This window comes from Streptomyces sp. NBC_00654, from assembly GCF_026341775.1.
Taxonomy (GTDB): Bacteria; Actinomycetota; Actinomycetes; order Streptomycetales; family Streptomycetaceae; genus Streptomyces.
On record NZ_JAPEOB010000001.1, the window covers coordinates 1,586,791 to 1,607,618 of the forward strand.

General features: G+C 70.9%; 16 protein-coding genes. 7 read left to right on the forward strand and 9 right to left on the reverse strand.

From position 1 onward, the window contains the following. Nucleotides 1–4: 4 nt before the first annotated feature. Complete coding sequence (locus OHA98_RS06950) at nucleotides 5–1,111, reverse strand: pyridoxal-phosphate dependent enzyme (RefSeq protein ID WP_266923400.1); 1,107 nt, start codon at nucleotides 1,109–1,111, stop codon at nucleotides 5–7. Nucleotides 1,112–1,346: 235 nt separating this feature from the next. Here OHA98_RS06950 and OHA98_RS06955 point away from each other — a divergent pair, with 235 nt between their 5' ends. The 6 genes from OHA98_RS06955 to OHA98_RS06980 all read left to right on the forward strand — a co-directional run bounded on the left by OHA98_RS06955 (nucleotide 1,347) and on the right by OHA98_RS06980 (nucleotide 8,664). After that, nucleotides 1,347–2,930, forward strand: a complete 1,584-nt coding sequence (locus OHA98_RS06955; RefSeq protein WP_266923402.1) for a S8 family peptidase — start codon at nucleotides 1,347–1,349, stop codon at nucleotides 2,928–2,930. A 521-nt stretch (nucleotides 2,931–3,451) separates the two neighbouring features. Continuing rightward, entirely contained in the window at nucleotides 3,452–4,204 is a 753-nt protein-coding gene (locus tag OHA98_RS06960; protein ID WP_266927771.1) for a GntR family transcriptional regulator, read from the forward strand. Between the two features lie 303 nt (nucleotides 4,205–4,507). After that, complete coding sequence (locus tag OHA98_RS06965) at nucleotides 4,508–4,708, forward strand: SPOR domain-containing protein (RefSeq protein WP_266923404.1); 201 nt, start codon at nucleotides 4,508–4,510, stop codon at nucleotides 4,706–4,708. Nucleotides 4,709–4,763: 55 nt separating this feature from the next. After that, nucleotides 4,764–5,165: a (deoxy)nucleoside triphosphate pyrophosphohydrolase gene (locus OHA98_RS06970; protein WP_266923406.1), complete on the forward strand. Its 402-nt coding sequence runs from the start codon at nucleotides 4,764–4,766 to the stop codon at nucleotides 5,163–5,165. A gap of 204 nt (nucleotides 5,166–5,369) precedes the next feature. Then, nucleotides 5,370–5,897: an ATP-binding protein gene (locus tag OHA98_RS06975; RefSeq protein ID WP_266923408.1), complete on the forward strand. Its 528-nt coding sequence runs from the start codon at nucleotides 5,370–5,372 to the stop codon at nucleotides 5,895–5,897. A 193-nt stretch (nucleotides 5,898–6,090) separates the two neighbouring features. After that, nucleotides 6,091–8,664 (forward strand): SpoIIE family protein phosphatase, encoded by a 2,574-nt coding sequence (locus tag OHA98_RS06980; protein WP_266927773.1) that lies wholly within the window; start codon nucleotides 6,091–6,093, stop codon nucleotides 8,662–8,664. A 29-nt stretch (nucleotides 8,665–8,693) separates the two neighbouring features. On the opposite strand, the gene OHA98_RS06985 is transcribed toward OHA98_RS06980, so the two are convergent. The 7 genes from OHA98_RS06985 to OHA98_RS07015 form a co-directional block, all read right to left on the reverse strand. Next, nucleotides 8,694–9,407, reverse strand: a complete 714-nt coding sequence (locus OHA98_RS06985) for a PspA/IM30 family protein (protein ID WP_266923410.1) — start codon at nucleotides 9,405–9,407, stop codon at nucleotides 8,694–8,696. 206 nt (nucleotides 9,408–9,613) lie between these two features. Further along, nucleotides 9,614–11,734 (reverse strand): TPM domain-containing protein, encoded by a 2,121-nt coding sequence (locus OHA98_RS06990; protein ID WP_266923412.1) that lies wholly within the window; start codon nucleotides 11,732–11,734, stop codon nucleotides 9,614–9,616. A gap of 125 nt (nucleotides 11,735–11,859) precedes the next feature. Beyond that, nucleotides 11,860–13,383, reverse strand: a complete 1,524-nt coding sequence (locus OHA98_RS06995; protein ID WP_266923414.1) for a glucoamylase family protein — start codon at nucleotides 13,381–13,383, stop codon at nucleotides 11,860–11,862. A gap of 410 nt (nucleotides 13,384–13,793) precedes the next feature. Next, nucleotides 13,794–14,996, reverse strand: a complete 1,203-nt coding sequence (locus OHA98_RS07000; RefSeq protein WP_266923416.1) for a glycoside hydrolase family 1 protein — start codon at nucleotides 14,994–14,996, stop codon at nucleotides 13,794–13,796. Between the two features lie 100 nt (nucleotides 14,997–15,096). Next, the gene (locus OHA98_RS07005; protein ID WP_266923418.1) at nucleotides 15,097–15,996 is read right to left on the reverse strand and encodes a carbohydrate ABC transporter permease; all 900 of its coding nucleotides are present in this window, start codon (nucleotides 15,994–15,996) and stop codon (nucleotides 15,097–15,099) included. Next, nucleotides 15,993–16,982 carry a carbohydrate ABC transporter permease gene (locus OHA98_RS07010; RefSeq protein WP_266923419.1) on the reverse strand — a complete coding sequence of 330 codons (990 nt, stop codon included), beginning with the start codon at nucleotides 16,980–16,982 and terminating at the stop codon, nucleotides 15,993–15,995. Before OHA98_RS07010 ends, OHA98_RS07005 begins: the two co-directional genes overlap by 4 nt. A 5-nt stretch (nucleotides 16,983–16,987) precedes the next feature. Further along, nucleotides 16,988–18,232, reverse strand: a complete 1,245-nt coding sequence (locus tag OHA98_RS07015; RefSeq protein ID WP_266923421.1) for a sugar ABC transporter substrate-binding protein — start codon at nucleotides 18,230–18,232, stop codon at nucleotides 16,988–16,990. Between the two features lie 235 nt (nucleotides 18,233–18,467). Between OHA98_RS07015 and OHA98_RS07020 the strand changes: the two genes are divergently transcribed. After that, the gene (locus OHA98_RS07020) at nucleotides 18,468–19,454 is read left to right on the forward strand and encodes an acetylxylan esterase (RefSeq protein ID WP_266923423.1); all 987 of its coding nucleotides are present in this window, start codon (nucleotides 18,468–18,470) and stop codon (nucleotides 19,452–19,454) included. A 49-nt stretch (nucleotides 19,455–19,503) separates the two neighbouring features. Here the strand turns inward: OHA98_RS07020 and OHA98_RS07025 are convergent, their stop codons facing one another. After that, on the reverse strand, nucleotides 19,504–20,574 hold the full coding sequence (locus OHA98_RS07025; protein WP_266923425.1) for a LacI family DNA-binding transcriptional regulator: 1,071 nt from the start codon (nucleotides 20,572–20,574) through the stop codon (nucleotides 19,504–19,506). Nucleotides 20,575–20,828: the final 254 nt, after the last annotated feature.

Below are 20,828 nucleotides of genomic sequence, written 5' to 3' on the forward strand. Positions count from 1 at the left end.
CGGCTCACGCCCGTTCCGCGGCCAGGCCCGTCTTGAGCCCCGCTCCGCACAGCGGTACGACGACCTCGCGGTCCGTCCAGCTACCCACCGCCGCCCAGCAGGCGACCCCGGTCGTCTCCACGAAGAAGCCGCGGGACGCCAGGTCCCGCTGGGCGGCGCGGATCCGGTCCTCCGTCACGGTGAGGAAGGTGCCGCCCGACGCGCGGACGGCCGCCAGGATCTGACGGGCGCGCGGCGGGCGGGGGATGGCGATGCCCTCCGCGAGCGTGGGGGCCGCGTCGGCGGCGGCGGTGGCCGGGAGGTCCCGTGCGCCCGCGTGGAACGCGGCGGCCAGCGGGGAGACCGCCTCGGCCTGGACGGCGATCAGGGCCGGGCGCCGCTCGATCAGGCCGCGGGCGTGGAGTTCGGCGGTGGCGAGTGCCGCGCCGAGCAGCAGGGTGCCGTTGCCCACGGGTACGGCGAGCGCCTCCGGCAGCCGGCCGCCGAGGTCCTCCCACAGCTCGTACACATAGGTCTTCGTACCGTGCAGGAAGTACGGGTTGAAGACGTGCGAGGCGTAGAAGGTGCCGGGGGTGCCGGCGGCGGCGCGGGCGGCCAGCGCGGTGGCCTCCCGGCCGCCCGGGACGACCTCCAGCCGGGCGCCGTGGGCCCGGATCTGTTCGGTCTTCTTCGGGGAGGTCCCCTCGGGGACGTACACCGTGCAGGGCAGGGCGGCCCGCGCGCAGTACGCGGCGACGGCGGTGCCCGCGTTGCCGCTGCTGTCGGCGACGACACGGGCGGGGTTCAGCCGGCGGGCGAGTTCCACGAGCATCACGGCGCCGCGGTCCTTGAAGGAGAGCGTCGGCATCAGGTAGTCGAGCTTGGCGGAGACCGTCCCCGTGAGCGGCACCAGCGGGGTGCGGCCCTCACCGAGGGAGGTCGTGGGGGCGGAGAGGGGCAGCGCTTCCTCGTAACGCCACTGTGAATTGACGCGCCCGGCGAGGGAGTTCAGCGAGAGCCCCGCCGAGGTCTCGAAATCGAGGTCCCAGGGGCCCCGGCAGCGGGGGCAGCACCAGGTCAGGTCGGTGATGTCGGCACGGGTCCCGTCCTGCGGGCAGCGGTACATGGTCATGCCCGCCAGCATGTCAGGCGGATGGCGGATGAATGTCGAATGTATGGCGCACCTCAAGGCACCCTTGTGGGTTTGCCATGCATCGGTCAAAGTTTCGCCTGGCAGTACGACAGGCCGGTCACGGACGGCGCGGAAAGCGTGGCGCCACGGTGTCTGGTTTGTCATGCCCATGACTGGAATCGCGGCGCGGCTCCAGTGCCCCCACCAGCACACGCCCATGAGGAGGACCCCTCACATGTCAGTGACGCGTCACACCCCCCAGACCCGTCGAAGACTCGCCGCGGCGAGCGTCATAGCCGGTGCCGCCCTGGCTCTCTCCACCGCCGCGGCCTTCCCGGCCACCGCGTCCGAGCGCGCGGCGGAAGGCGTGATCGAGAACGCGGGCGCCCCGGGCGCGATCAGCGGCAGCTACATCGTCACCCTCGACGAGTCGGCTCCCGACGCGGGCTCCGCACGCGGCAAGGCGCTGGCCAAGGAGTACGGCGCCGAGATCAAGAAGACCTACCGCTCGGCCCTCAACGGCTACGCGGTCGAGGCCTCGGCCGCCGAGGCGAGGAAGCTCGCCGCCGACCCGGCCGTGGCGTCCGTGGTGCAGAACCGGACCTTCACGGTCTCCGGCACCCAGCCCTCGCCGCCCTCCTGGGGCCTGGACCGGATCGACCAGAAGAACCTTCCGCTGAACCAGAGTTACACCTACCCCGACAAGGCGGGCGAGGGTGTCACCGCGTACATCATCGACACCGGTGTACGGATCAGCCACAGCGACTTCGGCGGGCGCGCCTCGAACGGCTACGACGCCATCGACAACGACAACACGGCGCAGGACGGCCACGGTCACGGCACGCACGTGGCGGGCACCGTCGCCGGATCCTCGTACGGCGTCGCCAAGAAGGCCAAGATCGTCGGCGTCCGGGTCCTCGACAACAGCGGCTCCGGCACCACCGCGCAGGTCGTCGCGGGCATCGACTGGGTGACGGCCAACGCCGTCAAGCCGGCCGTCGCCAACATGAGCCTCGGCGGCGGGGCGGACTCCGCGCTCGACACCGCCGTGCGCAACTCCATCGCGTCCGGCGTCACCTACGCCGTCGCGGCGGGCAACGAGTCGACCGACGCCTCCACCAAGTCGCCGGCGCGCGTCGGCGAGGCGATCACCGTCGGCTCCACCACCAGCACCGACGCCCGTTCCAGCTTCTCCAACTACGGCAGCATCGTGGACATCTTCGCCCCGGGCTCCTCGATCACCTCGTCGTGGAACACCAGCGACTCCGCCACGAACACCATCTCCGGTACGTCGATGGCGAGCCCGCACGTGGCAGGCGCGGCAGCCCTCTACCTCGCCGACCACCCGGGCTCGACCCCGGCGCAGGTCTCCGCCGGTCTGGTCGCCGCGGCGACCACCGGAGTGGTGACGAACCCGGGCACCGGCTCCCCCAACCGGCTGCTGTACGTCGGCACCGGCACCACCACGCCGCCCGGCAAGAAGTTCGAGAACACGACCGGTTACGCCATCGCCGACAACGCGACCGTCGAGGCCCCGGTCACCGTCACCGGCATCACGGGCAACGCTCCCGCCGCGCTGAGCGTGCCGGTCAGCATCACGCACACCTACTCCGGCGACCTGAAGATCGACCTGGTCGCGCCCGACGGTTCGGTCTACAACCTGAAGGCGTACGGGACCGGCGGCAGCACCGACAACGTGAACACCACCTACACGGTGAACGCCTCGTCGGAGGTGGCCAACGGCACCTGGAAGCTGCGGGTCAGCGACAACGCGGCCGCGGACACCGGACGGATCAACTCCTGGGCGCTGCAGTTCTGACGGGCGTTCCGGCAAGCGGTGGAAGCCGTGCGCGCATGAACATGTGAGTGAGTGACGAGTGCGGGGCGGTCGCGTCGGGCGACCGCCCCGCATCCGTGTTCCCGGATCCGGACGGGAGTTCCGCGCGCCCCGCCCACCGGCAGGTTGCCCTTGGCGCGCAGGTTGACGCAGGACGCGCCGATGGTCATTCCGGACAGCGTTCTTCGACGCGTGAGGTTCGTCGCAGCGCGTGAACCGAGGCTGGATGTAAGCGATGTGAGCGCGCGAAAGCCGTTCTGTGCACAGGAAGTTATTGGCCTGGACCAAAAATGGTCAAGGGTTTGGCGATTGTTGATCGGGTGGGCCGTGTGGAAGGGGGTGAACGGGGGCAGGAAAAGGCCGGGACTCCTGTGGTGCTCATGTTCGGCGTATGCGCCGGTCGCAGCTGAATCATCACTTCGAGTGAAACTTTGGCCTGTGCTTGCGGTTCACAACCCACGGTTGTCAGTCTGTTGCAGACTGTCAACCTGTTGGGAGTGCCTGTGACTTTCGGTGAGCAGCCCGCCTATCTGCGCGTGGCCAGCGATCTCAGAGAGAAGATCGTCAACGGCGCGCTGCCGCCCCATACCCGCCTGCCGTCCCAGGCCCGTATCCGCGAGGAGTACGGAGTCTCGGACACCGTCGCCCTGGAGGCGCGGAAGGTCCTGATGGCCGAGGGGCTGGTGGAGGGGCGTTCCGGTTCGGGTACGTATGTGCGGGAGCGCCCGGTGCCGCGCAGGATCGCCCGCTCCGGCTACCGGCCGGGTGCCGGGGCCAGTCCGTTCCGCCAGGAGCAGACGGCGGACGGTGCGCGCGGGACCTGGGAGTCGCGCAGCGAGCAGGAGGAGGCCGGCCCGGAGATCGCCGAGCGGCTCGGGATCGAGCCGGGCGACCGCGTGATGCGTACGCACTACGTGTTCCGGGAGGCGGGTGAGCCGATGATGCTCTCCACCTCCTGGGAGCCGCTCGCGGTCACCGGGCGCACCCCGGTGATGCTGCCGGAGGAGGGCCCGCTGGGGGGCTGCGGGGTGGTCGACCGGATGGCGGCGATCGATGTCGTCGTGGACAACATGACCGAAGAGGTCGGCGCGCGCCCGGGGCTGGCGGAGGAGCTCCTGGCGCTCGGCGGCGTACCGGGGCATGTGGTCATGGTGATCGGGCGGACGTACTTCGCCTCGGGGCGCGCGGTCGAGACGGCCGATGTCGTGGTTCCGGCCGACCGCTATCGCGTCGCCTATCATCTGCCGGTCAGGTGACCTCCCGTCATCCGCGGTGCCCTGCGGTACCGGTGGGGGCCGGAGTCGGGGCCGGACTCCGGGGCGGCCGCCGGCCGTAACGATTTGTCATGTCCAGTTCCTCATTTCCCGTTCGTTGCCCGCACGCCGGACCGGCGGGGGCGCATGCGAGAGCGTGCGCCCCCCTCGTGCCGGATGGGATGTGTATCTCTTTGTGTAATTCCGCCTCCGCAGCGTGAAGGTCAGGCGTAGGCTCCGGCATATGCGTACTGCGGTTTCCTGGGGATCCTTAGAGACGTGCACGTCGGCGGGGAGAGGGGCGATATGCGGGGGAGCGACACGATGAGCGACAGCGGTGCCGCGCTCGCGTGGCTGGTGATACGGCAGGACGACAACGGCAATCGCTACCGCGTCGGCAGATACGCCACGGAGGACGAGGCCCGGAAGATAGCCGAAGGCCTCGATGTCCACGGCCACGAGCAGCTGTACTGGGTCGAGCGAATGGACCGGCGCGCGCGGCCCTGAGGCCCGATCCGGTCCGGGCGCGGTGCGGGCGGCGGGGACGGCTACGCTCCGCCGTATGAACGATTCTGTGGTGGTGGTGGCCGGAGCCGTCTGTGACCAGGGACGGCTGCTGGCCGCCCGCCGCAGCGCACCGCCCGAGCTGGCCGGCCGCTGGGAGCTCCCGGGCGGCAAGGTGGAGCCGGGCGAGAGCGGTGAGCAGGCGCTCGTACGGGAGCTCCGCGAGGAGCTGGGCGTGGAGACGGAGGCGCTGGAGCGCATTCCCGGCACCTGGCCCCTGAAGCCCGGATATGTGCTGCACGTATGGACCGTGCGGCTGCTGTCCGGGGTGCCCGAGCCGCTTGAGGACCATGACGAGCTGCGCTGGCTCGCGCCCGACGAGGTGGACCAGGTCGACTGGCTGGACCAGGACCGGCCCGCCGTAGCGGAAGTCGTACGCCGCATTCCCGCCCGGCCCTGACGCGACGCGCTCCCGCCCGGCCCTGACGCGACGCGCCCGCGCCGCGCTGAGGCGGCGCGGCCCTGGGTGTGTGGCGACGGTCGTCTGCCTGTGTCATGCACCCGTACGACCCATGCGTCGTGATTCGGGATAGTGCGGATGAGTTAGCGGGTATGTACAGAATGTCCCCACGTGAGGGATGTGCCCCGTTGCTGATCTTGGGAAGTGATCGGCGTGATCGATACCGAGGACGACTGCGCCGAGTGGACCTTTCCGGCGGCACCCGGTTCCGTACGCAGCGCCCGGCACGCGGTCCGCGACGCGCTGCGCACCTGGGGACTCGACGCGGCTTTCGGTGATGTGACCGTGCTGCTCGTCAGTGAGCTGGTGACCAATTCCCTGCGGTACGCCTCCGGCCCCATCGGCGTACGGCTGGTGCGGCCGTACCCGGACGGGGAGGCCGGCGGGGCGATCGGCGGGGCGGCCGGTATGTCGGACGGCTCCGGCGGAAACGGTCGCGAAGGCGTTGGTGAGAGGGGTTCCGGGCGTGCCGACGGCTCCCCGCCCGCCCCCCACGGACTGCTCGTGGAAGTCTCTGATCCGCTTCCGGATCCACCCACCGAACGCAGTGCGGGCCCCGAGGACGAAGGGGGCAGGGGACTGCAGCTCGTGGCTTGTTCCGCCTGCCGCTGGGGGACCCGGCGCGGAAAGACCGGCAAGACGGTGTGGTTCGAGCTGGCTCTCCCTGGTTAGGAGAGGGGAGGGACGCACAGCGATCACCGGAGGTCGGGCAGCACCTGGCTGAAAGGGACTGAGACCTTGCTGTGATCGTGAACGCCGTGTCGGACGGGGCCGTAGTGCTGAATACTGCGGGCAGGACCGGTCCGGTGTGTGAGCTGGAGGGGACGGTCGCGTGAGCGAAATACCTGGGACAGCGGGCGGCATCGTGTGGCAGAGCAGCCCGCCTGGCTCGATCTATGACTACATCAGGGTCGCCTCCTTCTCGATCGGACCCGACGGGTTGATCGAGCAGTGGAGCCGGCGGGCCGCCGGTCTGTTCGGCATGGCCTCGCACGAGGCGGTCGGCAGGGACCCGGTCGACGCGTTCATGCCCGCCGAGCTGCGCTCGGAGGGGCATCGGCGGGTCGGCGAGATCCTCGACGGCAAGGAGTGGACGGGCCTCGTCCCGTTCCGGATGCCGGGCGAGGGCGGTGCGCACGGGCTCGCCGAGATCTATGTCATGCCGAGTCTGACGGCGGAGGGCGAACGGGCCGCGCTCTGTATCGTCGTGGACGTACGGGCGCTGCGCCGCATCGAGACGGACCTCGCTGCCTCACAGGCCATATTCGGCCAATCCCCCTTCGCCTTTGTGCTGTTCGGCACGGACTTCACCGTCGTACGGGCCAACCAGCGGTTCGCGACGGTCTTCGGCGGAGCCGCGGACGACCACCGGGGCCGCACGGTGGACGACTACCTGGCCCGGCCCGAGGCCGAACGGCTCTCGGCCACCCTCAAGCGGGTCCTGGACACCGGCGAATCCGTCACCGACCTCCAGCTGATCGGTACCGCACCGGGAGAATCCGGCCGTCGGCACTGGTCCATGAACCTCTACCGGGTGCACAGCGGATCGGGTCGGCCCGTGGGGATCGCCGGACTGGCCACCGATGTCACCCGCCGGCACATAGCCGCCCGCGAGGCGGCCAGCGCCCGGCGCAATCTCGCCATTCTCAACGAGGCGAGTGTCCGGATCGGGAACTCACTGGACCTGGAGACCACCGCCCGCGAACTCCTCGACGTCGCCGTCCCCGGCTTCTGCGACCTCGCCTCCGTCGACCTGTACCAGGGGCTGCTCTCCGGCGAGGAGGCCCCGCCCGGCAGCTGGGGCTCACCGCACGGCGAGTCCGGCGGCTCGGCCGAACTGCGCAGGGTGGCCCATGCGAGCGCCGTCGCCGACGCGATGCCCACCGCCGCGGCCGGACCCGGCATCGCGTCCGGCACCGAGTGCGGCACCGGGGCGGACGGCCCGCCGCCCGCACTCGGCTCGGTCCACCGCTTCCCCTTCGGCTCCCCCCGCGCCGTCGCCCTGCGCACCGGCCACGTCGAGGATGTCCCCGGCGACGGCCTCGGCTTCGTCCAGTCGACGCTCGCCGTGCCGATGGTCGCCCACGACACCGTCGTCGGCCTCGTCCAGTTCTCCCGCACGAAGGGCAGCGAACCCTTCGGGGAGCGGGACCGGGTACTGGCCACCGAACTCGCCGCCCGCGCCGCCGTCTGCATCGACAACGCACGCCTCTACCGCCGCGAGCACGAGCGCGCGCTGATCCTCCAGCGCAGCCTCCTCCCGCCCGGCGACCCGGAGGCCGCGGGGCTGGACATCGCCTGCCGCTATCTGCCCGGCAACACCGCCACCGAGGTCGGCGGCGACTGGTTCGACGTGATCGAGCTGCCCGGACACCGCACGGCCCTGGTCGTCGGGGACGTCATGGGCCGCGGGCTCCGGGCCGCCGTCGCCATGGGCGAACTCCGCACCGCGGTGCGCACCCTGGCCCTGCTCGACCTGGAACCCGCCGAGGTGCTCGCCGCCCTGGACGAGGTCGCCCGGGGCCTCGGCACCCCCGGCACCTCGGGATCCGGCCGGGGCGGAGGCGCCCAGTGGCCCTCCCGGGCCGCGCACAAGTCCCGTGAGGCGGATCTGTCCGAGGTCTACCTGGCGACCTGCGTCTACGCCGTCTACGACCCGGTCACCCGACGGGCCACCTTCGCCAACGCGGGCCACCTCCCCCCGGTCGTGGCCGAGCCGGGCCGGCCCGCCGCGATGCTCGACGTCCCGCCCGGGATGCCGCTGGGCGTCGGCGGCGAGCCCTTCGAGGAGGTCGAGGTGGAGCTGAAGGAAGGCGCCCTGCTCGCCCTCTACACGGACGGCCTGGTCGAATCCCGGGACCATCCGCTCGACGAGGGACTCCAGGCGTTCCGTGAGGCCCTCACCGCGCCGGGCCAGGCGCTGGAAGACGTCTGCGACCACGTCCTGAGCACCCTGGACACCCGGCACGGCGAGGACGACATCGCCCTGCTGATGGCCCGTATCCAGGGGCTCCCGGTGGACGCGGTCGGCGACTGGCGGCTGCCTCCCGAGCCCCGCTCCGTGGGCCGCGCCCGTGAACTGGCCCGCTCCCAGCTGCTCGCCTGGGACCTCGACGACCTGGTCGACACGACCGAACTCCTCGTCAGCGAACTGGTCACCAACGCCCTGCGCTACGGCGAGGGCGAGATCCGGGTCAGGCTGCTGCGCGACCGTACGCTGGTGTGCGAGGTATGGGACGCGGGGCTGGTCCAGCCCCGGCGGCGCCGCGCCCGTGACACCGACGAGGGCGGGCGCGGACTGCAGCTCGTCGGACTGCTCAGCGCCGCCTGGGGGTCCCGGCGGACCCCGCGCGGCAAGACCGTCTGGTTCGAACTGCCCCTGCCCGACGGCGAACGGCCCGCCGAGCTCTCGGTGGAGCAGCTGCTCAGCATGTACTGAACCCGGTCGGCGGGGCGGTCCGGCCCCCGCTACGAGGCCGTCTTCAGGGCCGCGAGCCGCGCCTCCACCTCGGCGCTCTCGCCCAGGCTGTCCAGCTGCTCGAACTGCGCGTCCAGCGACGAGGCGGCGAGTTCCTGCTTCCCCAGGGCCTTCGCCTCCTCGCGCCGGACCTTGTCCTCGAAGCGGCTCAGCTCGCTCGTCGGGTCGAGCACGTCGATGTTCTTGACGGCGTCCATCATCTGGTTCTGCGCCTGTGCGGACTTGGCGCGGGCGACCAGCTCGTCGCGCTTGGACATCAGCTCCGTGAGCTTGTTCCTCATCTGGTCCAGCCCGGACTTGAGCTTGTCCACCACCTCCGTCTGCGAGGCGATGGCCGGCTCCGCCGTCCTCGCCTCCTGCTCGGCCCGGAGCTGCCGGCCCAGCGCGACCTTGGCCAGGTTGTCGAACGTGTCGGCGTCGGCCGCCGAGCCCGCCGCACGCAGCTCGTCCGCCTTCCGGCTGGCCGCGAGGGCCTTCCCGCCCCACTCCGCCGCCGCGTCGATGTCCTCCCGGTGGTCCTGCTCCATCAGCCGCAGGTTGCCGATGGTGGCGGCCACCGCCTGCTCGGCCTCCGCGATGTTGTTCGTGTAGTCCCGGATCAGCTGGTCCAGCATCTTCTGCGGGTCCTCCGCCTGGTCGATCAGGGCGTTGATGTTGGCCTTCGCCAGCTGAGTGACGCGGCCGAGAACGGTCTGCTTGGTCATGGCACTGCTCCTTCGACGACGAACGGAGGACGGGAGGGGGTACGGGGGAGTTACGGGCGAGAGGCACGGGGCGAGGTACGGGGCGAGAGGCACGGGGCGAGGCACGCGGCGACGTACGGGGCGAGAGGCACGGGGCGGCGTACGGGGAGACGTACGGGGAGACGTACGGGGCGAGAGGTACGGAAGAGGCGCGCGGGCGAGAGACGTCAGAAGCGGCCCCCGCCGCCCCGCCGGCCACGGGTTCCCCCGCCGCCGAAACTGCCCGGTCCGCCGAGCGAGCCGCCACCGAGGCCCCCGCCACCGAAGCCGCCGCCCATGCCGCCCCGGCCGCCTCCGCCCAGCAGCCCGCCGAGGAGGATGCCGCCGAGCACCGCGCCGCCCATGCCGCCCCCGCCCATGCCGCCGCCGCCCGACCGGACACCGCCGTCCGGGCCCTGCGGGCCGTCGAAGCCGCGTACGTCCTGTTCGGCCAGGCTCCGCGCCTGCCCGGCCAGCGCGTCCGCCCGCTGTGCCTCGGCCAGCGCGCTCCGGGCGTCGTCCGTGGCGGACAGCTCCCGGGCCCGTTCCCAGCGCCGCTGGGCCTCCGCCAGCCGGGTGCGGGCCTGGCTGCCGACCGCGCCCCGGTTCGTGGCGATGTAGTCGGCCGCCGCCGCGATCGCGGACCGGGCGGTGAGCATCGCCTGATCGAGGAGCGAACGGGCCCGGCGGTTGCCCTGGTCCTGCTCGCGGGCCCCGGCCAGCGCCTCGTCCAGCGCGGTGTCCGCCTCCTCCACCCGGCGCAGTGCGTCGATGGGGTCGTGCCGTCCGGCGGCCACCTCTTCCCGTACGCCACTGAGCACCGTCTCGGCGCGGGCGATCCGGCCGCGCAGATCCGCGGTCGAGACCCCTTCCGATGTGCCCTCCAGCAGACCTCCCGCGTCCGCCAGGTCCGTCTCCGTCTCGGTGAGCGCGGCCGGCAGCCGGTCCGCCGCCTCGTCCAGCTCCGCGGCCCGCCGGTCCACGGCGTCGACCAGGGTGGCTGCCTGCCCGACCGCGCCCTCGGTGGCCCGTACGTAGACCGCGGCCCTGGCGTTGTCGCCGTCGTCGACCGCCTGACGGGCCTGGTTGAGGCTGGATGTGGCGAAGACGAGCCGGTCCTTCGCCTGTTCGATGCCGGCCGCGGCGGGAGCGATGGCGGACTCCGCGTACCGGGCGCGCATACCGCTCAGCGTGGCCTCCGCCGCCGTGATCCGCCCGGTGAGCTCGCGGAAGGTGGTCTCGACCGTGGCCAGGGCCTGCGGAGCGGTACGTTCCAGGGCGCGCAGCCGGTCGAAGTCCTCGGACACCGTGTCGAGTCCCCCGTTGGCGGCCGCACAGCGGCTGATGATCTCGTCGAGCATCCGGCGGCGCGTCGCGTCGTCCTCGGGGAAGGCGTCGTCGAGCTGCTGGCGCAGCCGGAACGCGGCCGTCAGCTCGGACTTCGCCCGGGTGACGGCCTCGGTGAAGGGCGCGGCGGCCTCCTCCCCGAACTGGGCGGTGGCGAAGCCGAGTTCCTCCTCGCTGGTGCGCACCGCGTCATCGGTGTCCACCAGCACGCCCTTGGCCTGTGCGTCGAGTTCGGGGAGCGGGAGCGACGGTTCGGGCCCACCGCCCGCGCCGCCCCACCCGCTCGCGGCGGGGGTGGTGCGGCCCGACATGCGCCGCTTGCGCCGGATGTACGCGTAGGCGGCGACCCCGCCCGCGCCGACGACGAGGACCACGGGCAGGACGAGGTCCCCGGCGCTGCTGGGGTCGGAGTCTCCCGTTCCGGGGTCGGCGGGGCCCGGAGTGAGGGTCGGCGTCGGTACCGGCTGCCCGGCCAGTACGGCGGAGTAGCCGTTGGCCGCCCCGATGGCGGCGCCGGCCCAGTCGTTCTCCCGGAGGGCGGGCTCGATCGCGGTCCCCGCCACGTCCTGGAGCTGGGCGTCGGTGAGCCGGGAGCCCGCGTCGACGGAGTAGGCGTACTGCCGGTCGTGGGTGGCGACGGAGAGCAGCACGTCCTCCTGGCCCAGACCGTTGCGGTTGGCGGTCTCATCGGCCCAGGTCTGCGCGGACCGGCCGGAGAAGTCGCGCACGTACACGACGAAGAGCTGGACGCGGCGGTCGTCGAAGAGCTGGTCGAGGGCCGCCTTCACCTGCGGCTCACGGTCGCCGAGCGCTCCCACCCGGTCGGTGATCTGCCCGTCGCGGGAGAGCGTGACCGGGTCGTCGGCACGGGCGGTCACGGCGGGGAACAGGACCAGCCAGCACACCGCCAGCAGCGCGGTGAGCACGGCCCTGCCGGGTATGGGGCTCCGGGTGCGACTCACGGGCGGCATCACATTTGTGAGGCTATGTCCACCCTCGGTGACCCGCTACCCGACGTGGACCGCGAGGGCCGGCCGCGGTGGCCCTCACGGTCCACGCACCCTCGGCCCTCACGGTCCGTGCGCCGTCAGATGGAGAAACGCTCCTTGGCGAGCAGCGGACGCACCCGGGAGCGGAAGCCGCCGGTCCGGAACGGTGTCTGGAGCAGACCGGGACGGATCGCCTGGGCCAGCGCCGCCGCGATCATGCCCTGGTCGAGGGCGAGCATGAAGTCGCTGACCCGGCCGGTGCCGACGTTCACCGAGTCCCGGAAGCCGTATCCGTCGTGGTAGGCGCCGAAGTCCCGGTCCAGCGCGTGCAGGTTGGCCACCGCCTCCCGCGGGGCGTACGGCAGCGCGAGGAACGAGGCGTGCGGCGTGACCACACCGTTGGTGAACGCGGACGCGGGCGGCAGCGGCGCACCGTCGGTCGTGTACGTACGGTCGGTGTTGGAGGCGTAACCGTCCACCTGCATGCCGAGCGCGTCCACGCCGTACTCCTGGTAGCCGCCCTCGGGGATGTTCGAGGGGGAGAACCCCCAGTACCCGTACTCCGCCTCCCGCATGCCGTGGTCGATCTGGCTCCGCACGTACCGCTGGTGGTTGCGGCCCCAGGACCGGGGCGACCACTCCGGCTCCGGCACGAACAGCGGGACCATCAGGGCCTCGAACATGGAGCCGCCCCAGGTGGGGACGATCTTCCGGCCGCGGTGGGTGTAGTGCCCCTGCCAGACGCGTACGCCGTCCATGGCGACGTAACCGCCCTGCGGGTACTGCTCCTGGCCGTGCTCGGGAAGCATCGTGCGCAGCAGGTGCCAGTAGTGGTCGCCGGGCAGCGAGCCATCGGCGATGCCCAGGTAGCTGGCCATGCGGGGCTCGGTGTTCAGCGCCCCGTAGTGGTGGCCGGTCGGCTCCTCCGTGTCGGTCCAGAACCCGCCGCGCAGCTGGCCGGGGCCCGCGACCGGATCGGCCGGGTCGTACGGCGTGTAGTAGTACGACCAGTCGGCTTCCGCGAGGATCCGCGCGATGCGGGGGCGCAGGGAGGGCGCGGCGTCGGCGGCGATCCGCAGACCGGTGACCAGCCAGGCGTTGTCGACCGAGGAGAGGAACGGGCGGACGGGGTCGCCGGTGCCGGGCCACCGGGTCAGTACCGAACCGTCGTGCGCGTCGTACCAGTTGAGCCAGAAGCCGTGGTGGCGCTCCAGCTTCTCGACGGCGGAGACGGTGTGCGCCAGCTTGCGGCGCATCGAGGTCTCGCTGATCACCCCGAGTCCGGCGGCGGCGACGGTCGACCACAGCCCGCAGCCGATGTTGGTGGGCGAGGTCTGGCGCGACTGCACGGGGGCGCCGGAGCCGCTGAGGTCGATCTTGTCCGTGGCGAGACCGAAGTCGGTCGTCATCGCCTCGATCGACCGGTAGGTGTCCCGGAACCAGCGCAGCAGCTGCCGGTCGTCGGCGGAGTACGGGGAGTGCGCGCCGCGACCGGCTCCGGCCATGGCCCCCGCGGTGCGGGCGGGCGGGGACGCGGCGGTGGCGGAGTGCGCCGTTACGGCTCCGAGGGAAAGGGCGGCGGCCCCCGTTCCCGCGGCGGTGATGAATGTGCGACGGTCCATGAAGGTCCAGCTCCCGGTGGCAGAAGGGGGAAGGGGGAATTTCGTGGCGTGCTCGGTGCCGCTGCCGCGGCGTGGGCCGTGTCGGAACGACGGCGGCAGCGGCTGTGGGTGTCACATGACGCGAGGCGACGTGACGTGACGCGAGGCGACGTGACGGAGGGCGGGACGGCCCGGCCGTGCGGGACGCCCCGGATGCGCGTGGGCGGCCGGAGCTGTGGGCTCCGGCCGCACCGGACGGCGAACGGCGGTAGCGGGGCACGGCGCGCCGAACGCCTGGGTGGTGCGGGAGCCGGCGGCCGTCAGGTGCGCCGGCTCCCGCACCGGAGGGAGCCGTCAGGTGGCTCCCCGTCCGTGGGGTGGTGCCGGAGCCTGCCGGGGTGACCTCCGGTCGAGGGTCACCCGGCAGGCTCTCAGCCGGTGATGCGCGGGAGGGTGCGGGTGCGGCCCATCTCGCCCAGCCAGACGGCGGACGGCTTCGGCAGCCGCTCGAAGGTCTCGGGGTCCCAGCCGATCAGACCGAAGGTGGGCTTGTAGGAGCCCCACTCGTAGTTGTCGAGCGCGCTCCACGCCAGGTAGCCCTGGATGTTGAGGCCGTCCTCCAGCGCGGAGGCGACCTCGTTCAGAGCGCCGGTGTAGTAGTCGACCCGACGGGTGTCGACATCGGTCGCGATGCCGTTCTCCGTGACGATCAGCGCGACGCCGTTGCCGAGGATGCCGGCGGTGTGGCGCAGGGCGTGGCCGACGGCGGAGGGGTAGTACTCCCACTGGGTCAGCGTGCGCTCGACGTCGTCCGCGGTCGGGATCGGGCCCTCGGGGCCGATCTTGGTGCGGGTGTAGGACTGGACACCGATCCAGTCGTCGCCGCGGGAGGCCTCGATGAAGATGTCCTCGCGCGGGTACCGGTAGGCGGCGGTGACGTCCTCGGCGCCCGGGAGCGCCTGGTAGACCTGGTTGGCGATGGTCCAGCCGACCTGGATGCCGGCGTCGATCGCCCGGACTTCCTTGACGGCCGCGTGGTGGGCGGCGATGACGGCCTGGGTGGTCTCGTCGTCCGGGGTCGGCAGACCGGCGGGCGGGAAGCCGATGTCCCCGCGCTTGGCCTGGCCGGCCATCACGGCGATCATGTTCGGCTCGTTGATGGTGCAGACGTGGCTGACGCCCTGGGAGATCACCGGTGCGCAGGCCGCGACGTAGCGGGCGAAGAGCTCGACCGCGCCCTCGGCCGTCCAGCCGCCGCGCGCCTCGAACCACTGCGGCACGGTGAAGTGGTGCAGGGTGATCATCGGGCGCAGACCGCGCGCGACGGCGCCTTCGACCATGCGCCGGTAGTGGGCGAGCTCGGCCCGGGAGAACTGGCCCTCGGCGGGCTCGATCCGCGCCCACTCGATGGAGAAGCGGTAGTCCGTGAAGCCGAGTCCGGCCAGGACGTCCATGTCCTCGTTCCAGCGGTGGTAGCTGTCACAGGCGTCCAGGCTGGGCTCCTGGATGTGGGTGCCGGTGGAGTGTTCCTTGACCCACCAGTCGCTGTTGGTGTTGTTGCCCTCGATCTGGTGGGCGGCCGTGGAGGCACCCCACAGGAAGCCTTCGGGGAACGGGACCGTGGTGTGAGTCATGGCGAGATGTCCTTCTGCTGCGTAAGGGGTGTGGCCGTGGGGGTGTGCGGGGCACGGCCTCGTACGTGTCCGGGCTGCCCGGCGGGGGCGGCCGGGCGGGCTACTTCATGCCCGCCGTGGCGATGCCCTGGGTGAAGTGCCGCTGCAGTGCGATGAAGAGGATCAGCACCGGCAGCACGACCAGGAACGCTCCGGCCATCAGCATGCCGTTGGAGCCACCGGCCTTGTTCGGGTCCGTGGCGAACGTCGCCAGGGCGACCGGGAGCGTGTACTTGTCGGGATCGTTGGTCGCGATCAGCGGCCAGACGAAGTTGTTCCAGGAACCGAGGAAGGTGAAGATCGAGAGCGTCGCGAGGGCGGGCTTCACCAGCGGCATCACGATCCGCCAGAAGATGTACCACTCACCGGCGCCGTCCATCCGGGCCGCTTCCAGCAGCTCGTCCGGGATCGACTGCATGAACTGCCGCATCAGGAAGACCCCGAAGGCTCCGGCGGCGAACGGCAGCACCAGACCCGCGTACGAGTCGATCAGCTGGAGCTTGCTCATCAGCACGAAGAGCGGCAGCAGCATCAGGTTGCCGGGGACCATCAGAGCGCCGAGGACCAGACCGAAGATCTTGTTCTTGCCGACGAAGTTCAGCTTGGCCAGCGCGTACCCCATCATCGAGCAGAACACCAGGTTCGCGACGGTGACCAGCACCGCGACGATCACGGAGTTCATGAAGTACAGCGGCAGGTTCAGCTCGTCGAGCAGCTGCCGGAAGTTCTCCAGCGTCCACTCGGTCGGAATCCACACCGGCGGGCTGGCCGACAGCTCACTCTGTGTCTTGAAGGCGGAGAGCCCCATCCAGAGGAAGGGCGCGGACATGACCAGCAGTCCGACCGACAGCAGGACGTAGACGAGCGGGCGCTTCAGATTCCGCTTCCGCTTCGGTACGGAGGTCTGCTCGGGCTTCTTCGACGGCGCCGTCCGCACGGCACCGGGTGCATTGGCGCTCATTTGGTGTTGTCCTTCAGCAGTCGGAGCTGGAGCACCGTGATGCCCATGATCACTACGAAGAGGACATACGCCATGGCGCTCGCATAGCCCATGTGGAAGAAGTTGAAGCCTTCGCGGTACATGTTCAGCGAGACGGTGAGGGTGGAGTCGGAGGGGCCGCCCTGGGTCATCACGAACGGCTCCTCGAACACATTGAGGTAGCCGATGGTGGTGATCACCGTGGCGTACAGCAGCGTGGGCCGCAGCAGGGGCACCGTGATGCCTCTGAACTCCTGCCAGACCCCGGCGCCGTCGAGCTTCGCGGCCTCCCGGACCTCGGTGGGAATGGCCTGCAGGCCCGCGATGAAGAGCACCATGACCGTGCCGACGTTGCGCCAGACCGCCATCGCGATCATCGAGGGCATGGCGAGCGTCTCGGAACCGAGGAAGTCGGGTGAGGTGAGGCCCACTTCGGCGAAGAGGCCGGAGATCAGCCCGTCGCTCGGGTCGAGCACGAACCGCCAGACCACGGCGACCGCGACGATGGTGGTGACCACCGGGGCGTAGAAACCGACGCGGAAGAAGGTCCGCGCCCGGTCGATGCCGTTGTTGAGCAGCACCGCGACGACAAGGCCGATACCGATCGTCAGCGGGACTCCGATGACCACGAAGTAGGCCGTGTTGAACAGCGACTTGAGGAACTTCTCGTCGCCGAACAGCTTGACGTAGTTCTCGAAGCCGATGAAGTTCGCTTCCCACGGGCGCGTCACATTGCGCAGCCCGAAGTCCGTGAAGCTCATCACCAGCGTGGCGACGATCGGGAACGCCATGAAGACGGTGAAGAGGACGATGAAGGGGGTGGAGAACAGCCAGCCGGCCGCGTTCTGCACACCCATCGACTTCTTGCGGCCCCGGCGATCCTTGGGCCCGGCGGCCGGGGACTTCGCGGTCCCCGGCCCGGCCGGCACCTTGGCCGGCTGCGCGGCCTTTCCGGTCGTGGTGCTCATGGCTCCTACTTCACGAGGCCTTCGATCTGGGACTGCGCCGTCTTCAGCGCGTCCTCGGCGGAAGCCTTGCCCTGCGTCACCTTCGCGATGGCCTGGTCGACCTTGTCGGTGATCTCCGTCCACTTGGCCATGGACGGCGAGGACTTGGCGGTGTCCATCTGCTTCTTGAAGACCTGGAGGTTGGCGTCGTCGGCGAGCGAGCCGGAGGTCCAGGCCGAGGTGTTGGCCGGGAGGTCCTTGGTGCGCTCGTACCAGTCGGCCTGGCCCTTGGTGTCGGTCAGGTACTTGATGAACTCCGTGGCGGCGGCCTTGTGCTCGCTGTCCTTGGAGATCACCAGGGAGGAGCCGCCGGCCATGGAGACCGAGGACTTGTCCGCCGGGACGTTGGCCACGGTCCACTTGCCCTTGAGCTGGGGCTGGCCCTCGTTCAGGAGGGTCACGTGCCAGGGGCCGCCGAAGAACATCGGGACGCGGCCGTTGCCGAAGTCCTTCACGACGTCGTAGCCGGGCTGCACGGACTTGTTGGAGAGGCCCTTGTCGAAGTACGAGCCGTACTCCTTCAGCGCCTTGACGGCCTCGGGGCTGTCGATGACGGCCTCGCCCTTGTCATTGACGATCTCGCCGCCCGCCGAGTACAGGAAGGAGTAGAAGTTCTGCACCGTGTCCAGGCCGCTCGGCTGGATGGACAGGCCCCACTTGGTACCGGTCTTCTTCTGGTACGCGGTCGCGAGGTCCTGCATCTCCTTCCAGTTGGTCGGAGCCTTGTCGATGCCCGCCTTCTCGGCCAGGTCGGTGCGGTAGTAGAGGACACGGGTGTCGACGTACCACGGCACGCCGTAGGCGGTGCCGTCCACCTCGCCCTGGTTCCAGCCCGACTCGAAGAAGTCCTTCTTGTCGAAGACCTTGGTGTCGACCGGCTCCAGGACACCGAGCTCGGCGAACTCGCCCATGTAGCTGCCGCCCATCTGCGCCACGTCCGGCATGGTGCCGGCGGCGGCCGCGGAGACCAGCTTCTGGTGGGCGACGTCCCAGCCCACCGGGGTCACCTTCACGGTGATGTTCGGGTTGGCCTTCTCGTAGACCTTGGCCACATCGGCGAGCTTCTCGCCCTCGGCCCCCATGGCCCAGACGGTGAGCGTCTGCTTCTTGTCCGCGGCGACGTCGTCGCCGCCGGAGCTGCCGCAAGCGGTGATGCCGAAGGCGAGCGCGACAGCGATGCTGACGGAGGCGGTTCTGGCGGTGCGGGACATGGAGGGCTCCTCCTTGAGCAATCCGAATGTATGCGCTGCCTGTAAGCGCATACATCACTCTGCGCCAGACATTCGGGAATCCGCAAGAGGGTGCTAGGTCACACTCGCGCAACGTGCTCGACACCTGGATGTCCGGCCACTGAACGGTAAACGTGCGGTTTGCGGAAAAACAGCGGATGTGACCGATTCCGCTTGTTTGTGGACGTGCCCGAGGGGCCGGTCTACTGTCGCGATCATGTCTACGTACGTACATGACTTCCCCTTCGATCCGGCTTACGGGCGCACGCTCGACGAGCTCCTGCGCATACCCGCTCCCGGGGCCCCGGACGACTTCGAGGCGTTCTGGAGGGCCCGGTACGCGGCGGCCCGCGCGGTCGCCACGGAGCCGGAGCTCGGGCCCGTCGAGGAGGAGCGCGACGGTGTCCGCATCCACGGTGTGACGTACACCTCCGTGGGAGGGGTGCGGCTGGGCGGCTGGCTCGCCCTGCCCGTCGAGGGCCCCGCCCGGCACGGCTTCGTCATCGGGCACGGCTACGGCGGCCGCCAGGAGCCCGGCCCCGATGTGCCGCTGCCCCTGCCCCACTCCGCCGCGATCCTGCCGTGCGTACGGGGACAGGGCGGCCGAGGGCGGTGGGAGGGAATCCCGGAGGTGTCCTCCGAGCACGTCCTGCACGGCATCGAATCCCGCGAGACGTACGTCATCGGCGACTGTGTGGCCGACCTCTGGTGCGCCGCCTCGGCCCTCGGCGAACTCGTACCGGAACTGGCGGAGGGGGACGCGCCGCGCCTCGGCTGTCTGGGGGAGAGCTTCGGGGGCGGGCTCGGGGCCCTCGCGCTGCCGTGGGACGACCGCTTCGGTGCCGCGCAGCTCACCGTGCCGACGTTCGGCAACCATCCGCTGCGGCTCACTCTGCCGTGCACCGGAAGCGGGGAATCGGTACGCGCGTACCACCGGGAGCACCCCGAAGTCACCGATGTGCTCCGGTACTTCGACGCGGCGACGGCCGCGGCGCGGGTGGAACGGCCGACCCTCGTGGCCGCCGCGCTCTTCGACCCCTCGGTCCCGCCGCCGGGGCAGTTCGCCGTATACAACGCGCTCGGCGGGGTGCGTGAGCTCCAGGTGCTGAGCGCGGGGCATTTCGTGCACGACGGGCAGGCCGCGGAGACGGCGGAGCTGCACGCGAACCGGCGGCGCTTCTTCGGGAAGTGGCTGGGGAAGTAGGCGGCCGGGCGGGGCGGCCGTCCGGGCAGTGGGCCGGCCGGGCGGTGGGTCAGCCGCAGCCGCAGCTGGCGCGGCGGGCCATGGACACCGGGAGCTCCAGGGACACCGGAGGGCGGTCGCGGTCGGCTAGGCGCTGCACCAGCAGCTCCACGGCTTGCTCGCCGAGCTGCCGTATCGGCTGCCGCACGGTCGTCAGCGGCGGGCGGACCATCCGGCTGAGCGGAATCCCGTCGAAGCCGGTCACGGCGATGTCCCGCGGCACCCGCACCCCGCGCCGCTCCAGCGCCTGGAGCGCCCCCACCGCCATCTGGTCATTGGCGAACAGCATCGCCTCCGGGCGGGGCAGGCCCGACGCGTCCGCCCGGTCCAGCAGCGCCTCGGCGGTCCGGGCGCCCTCGGCCTGCGTCATCATCCCGGCGCGCAGATCCGGCTCGTCCGGCACCGGCAGCCCGGCCTCCCGGCAGGCCTCCCGGAAGCCGTGGAAGCGCGCGTCGGCGTCCGGCGAGCGCACCTCGCCGCCGATGAACGCGAGCCTGCGCAGTCCGTGGTCCTCGACGAGATGGCGGGCCAGCTCGCGCTCCCCGTCGGCGTTGGCGACCACGATGTGGTCCAGGTGGTCGATCTCGCGCGGCCCGGCGAGCATCACCACGGGCAGCCGGCGCGATATCACTTCCAGGTCCTCGGTCGGTACGGTCTGCGCCAGCACGGCGAAGCCGTCGACCCGTCCCGCGACCTTCGCGACCAGGCTCTCGGGCCCGCCGTCCAGCGAAGCCGCGATCAGGAGCGCGTAACCGTGCCGCCGGGACGCCCGCTCCATGCCCCGGATGATCTGGTCGGAGTAGAGCATGACGGCCTGGTCGTCGTCGGCGTCGTTCATCGCCGCCGCGGATTCGGCGTCCGGGTCCGCGTAGTCGGGAAAACACAGACCGAGGATGCCCGTGGTGCGACTGGCCAGCCCCCGGGCGCTCCCGCTCGGTACGTAGCCGAGCTCGCGGGCCGCGTCCAGGACCCTTTCGCGGGTCTGGAGGCGTACGGAATCCGGATTCCGGTAGACCCGCGAGACCGTGGCAATGGAGACGCCCGATCGCTCGGCGACGTCGTACACCGTGGGGGCGCTCACTCGACCGACCGTCCGCTTCTGCTTCCGTAGCGACGCGCCTGAGCGTGTGCTGCTGCGTGTGCTGGGTTTGTGCTGGCTTGTCCGGGGTGATGCTGTTCACCCTGGCTTTTGAAAGCGCATTCACCCTAGATCGTGCGCTGTCGCACGGGCAAGACCCATCGATCCGGTGTGCACTGGTTCAGGCCAAGGGACGCACGTAGGGGCCGGTCCTCCGCCGTCCGCCAGTTCGAGTTCCATGACTTCGAGGCCAAAGG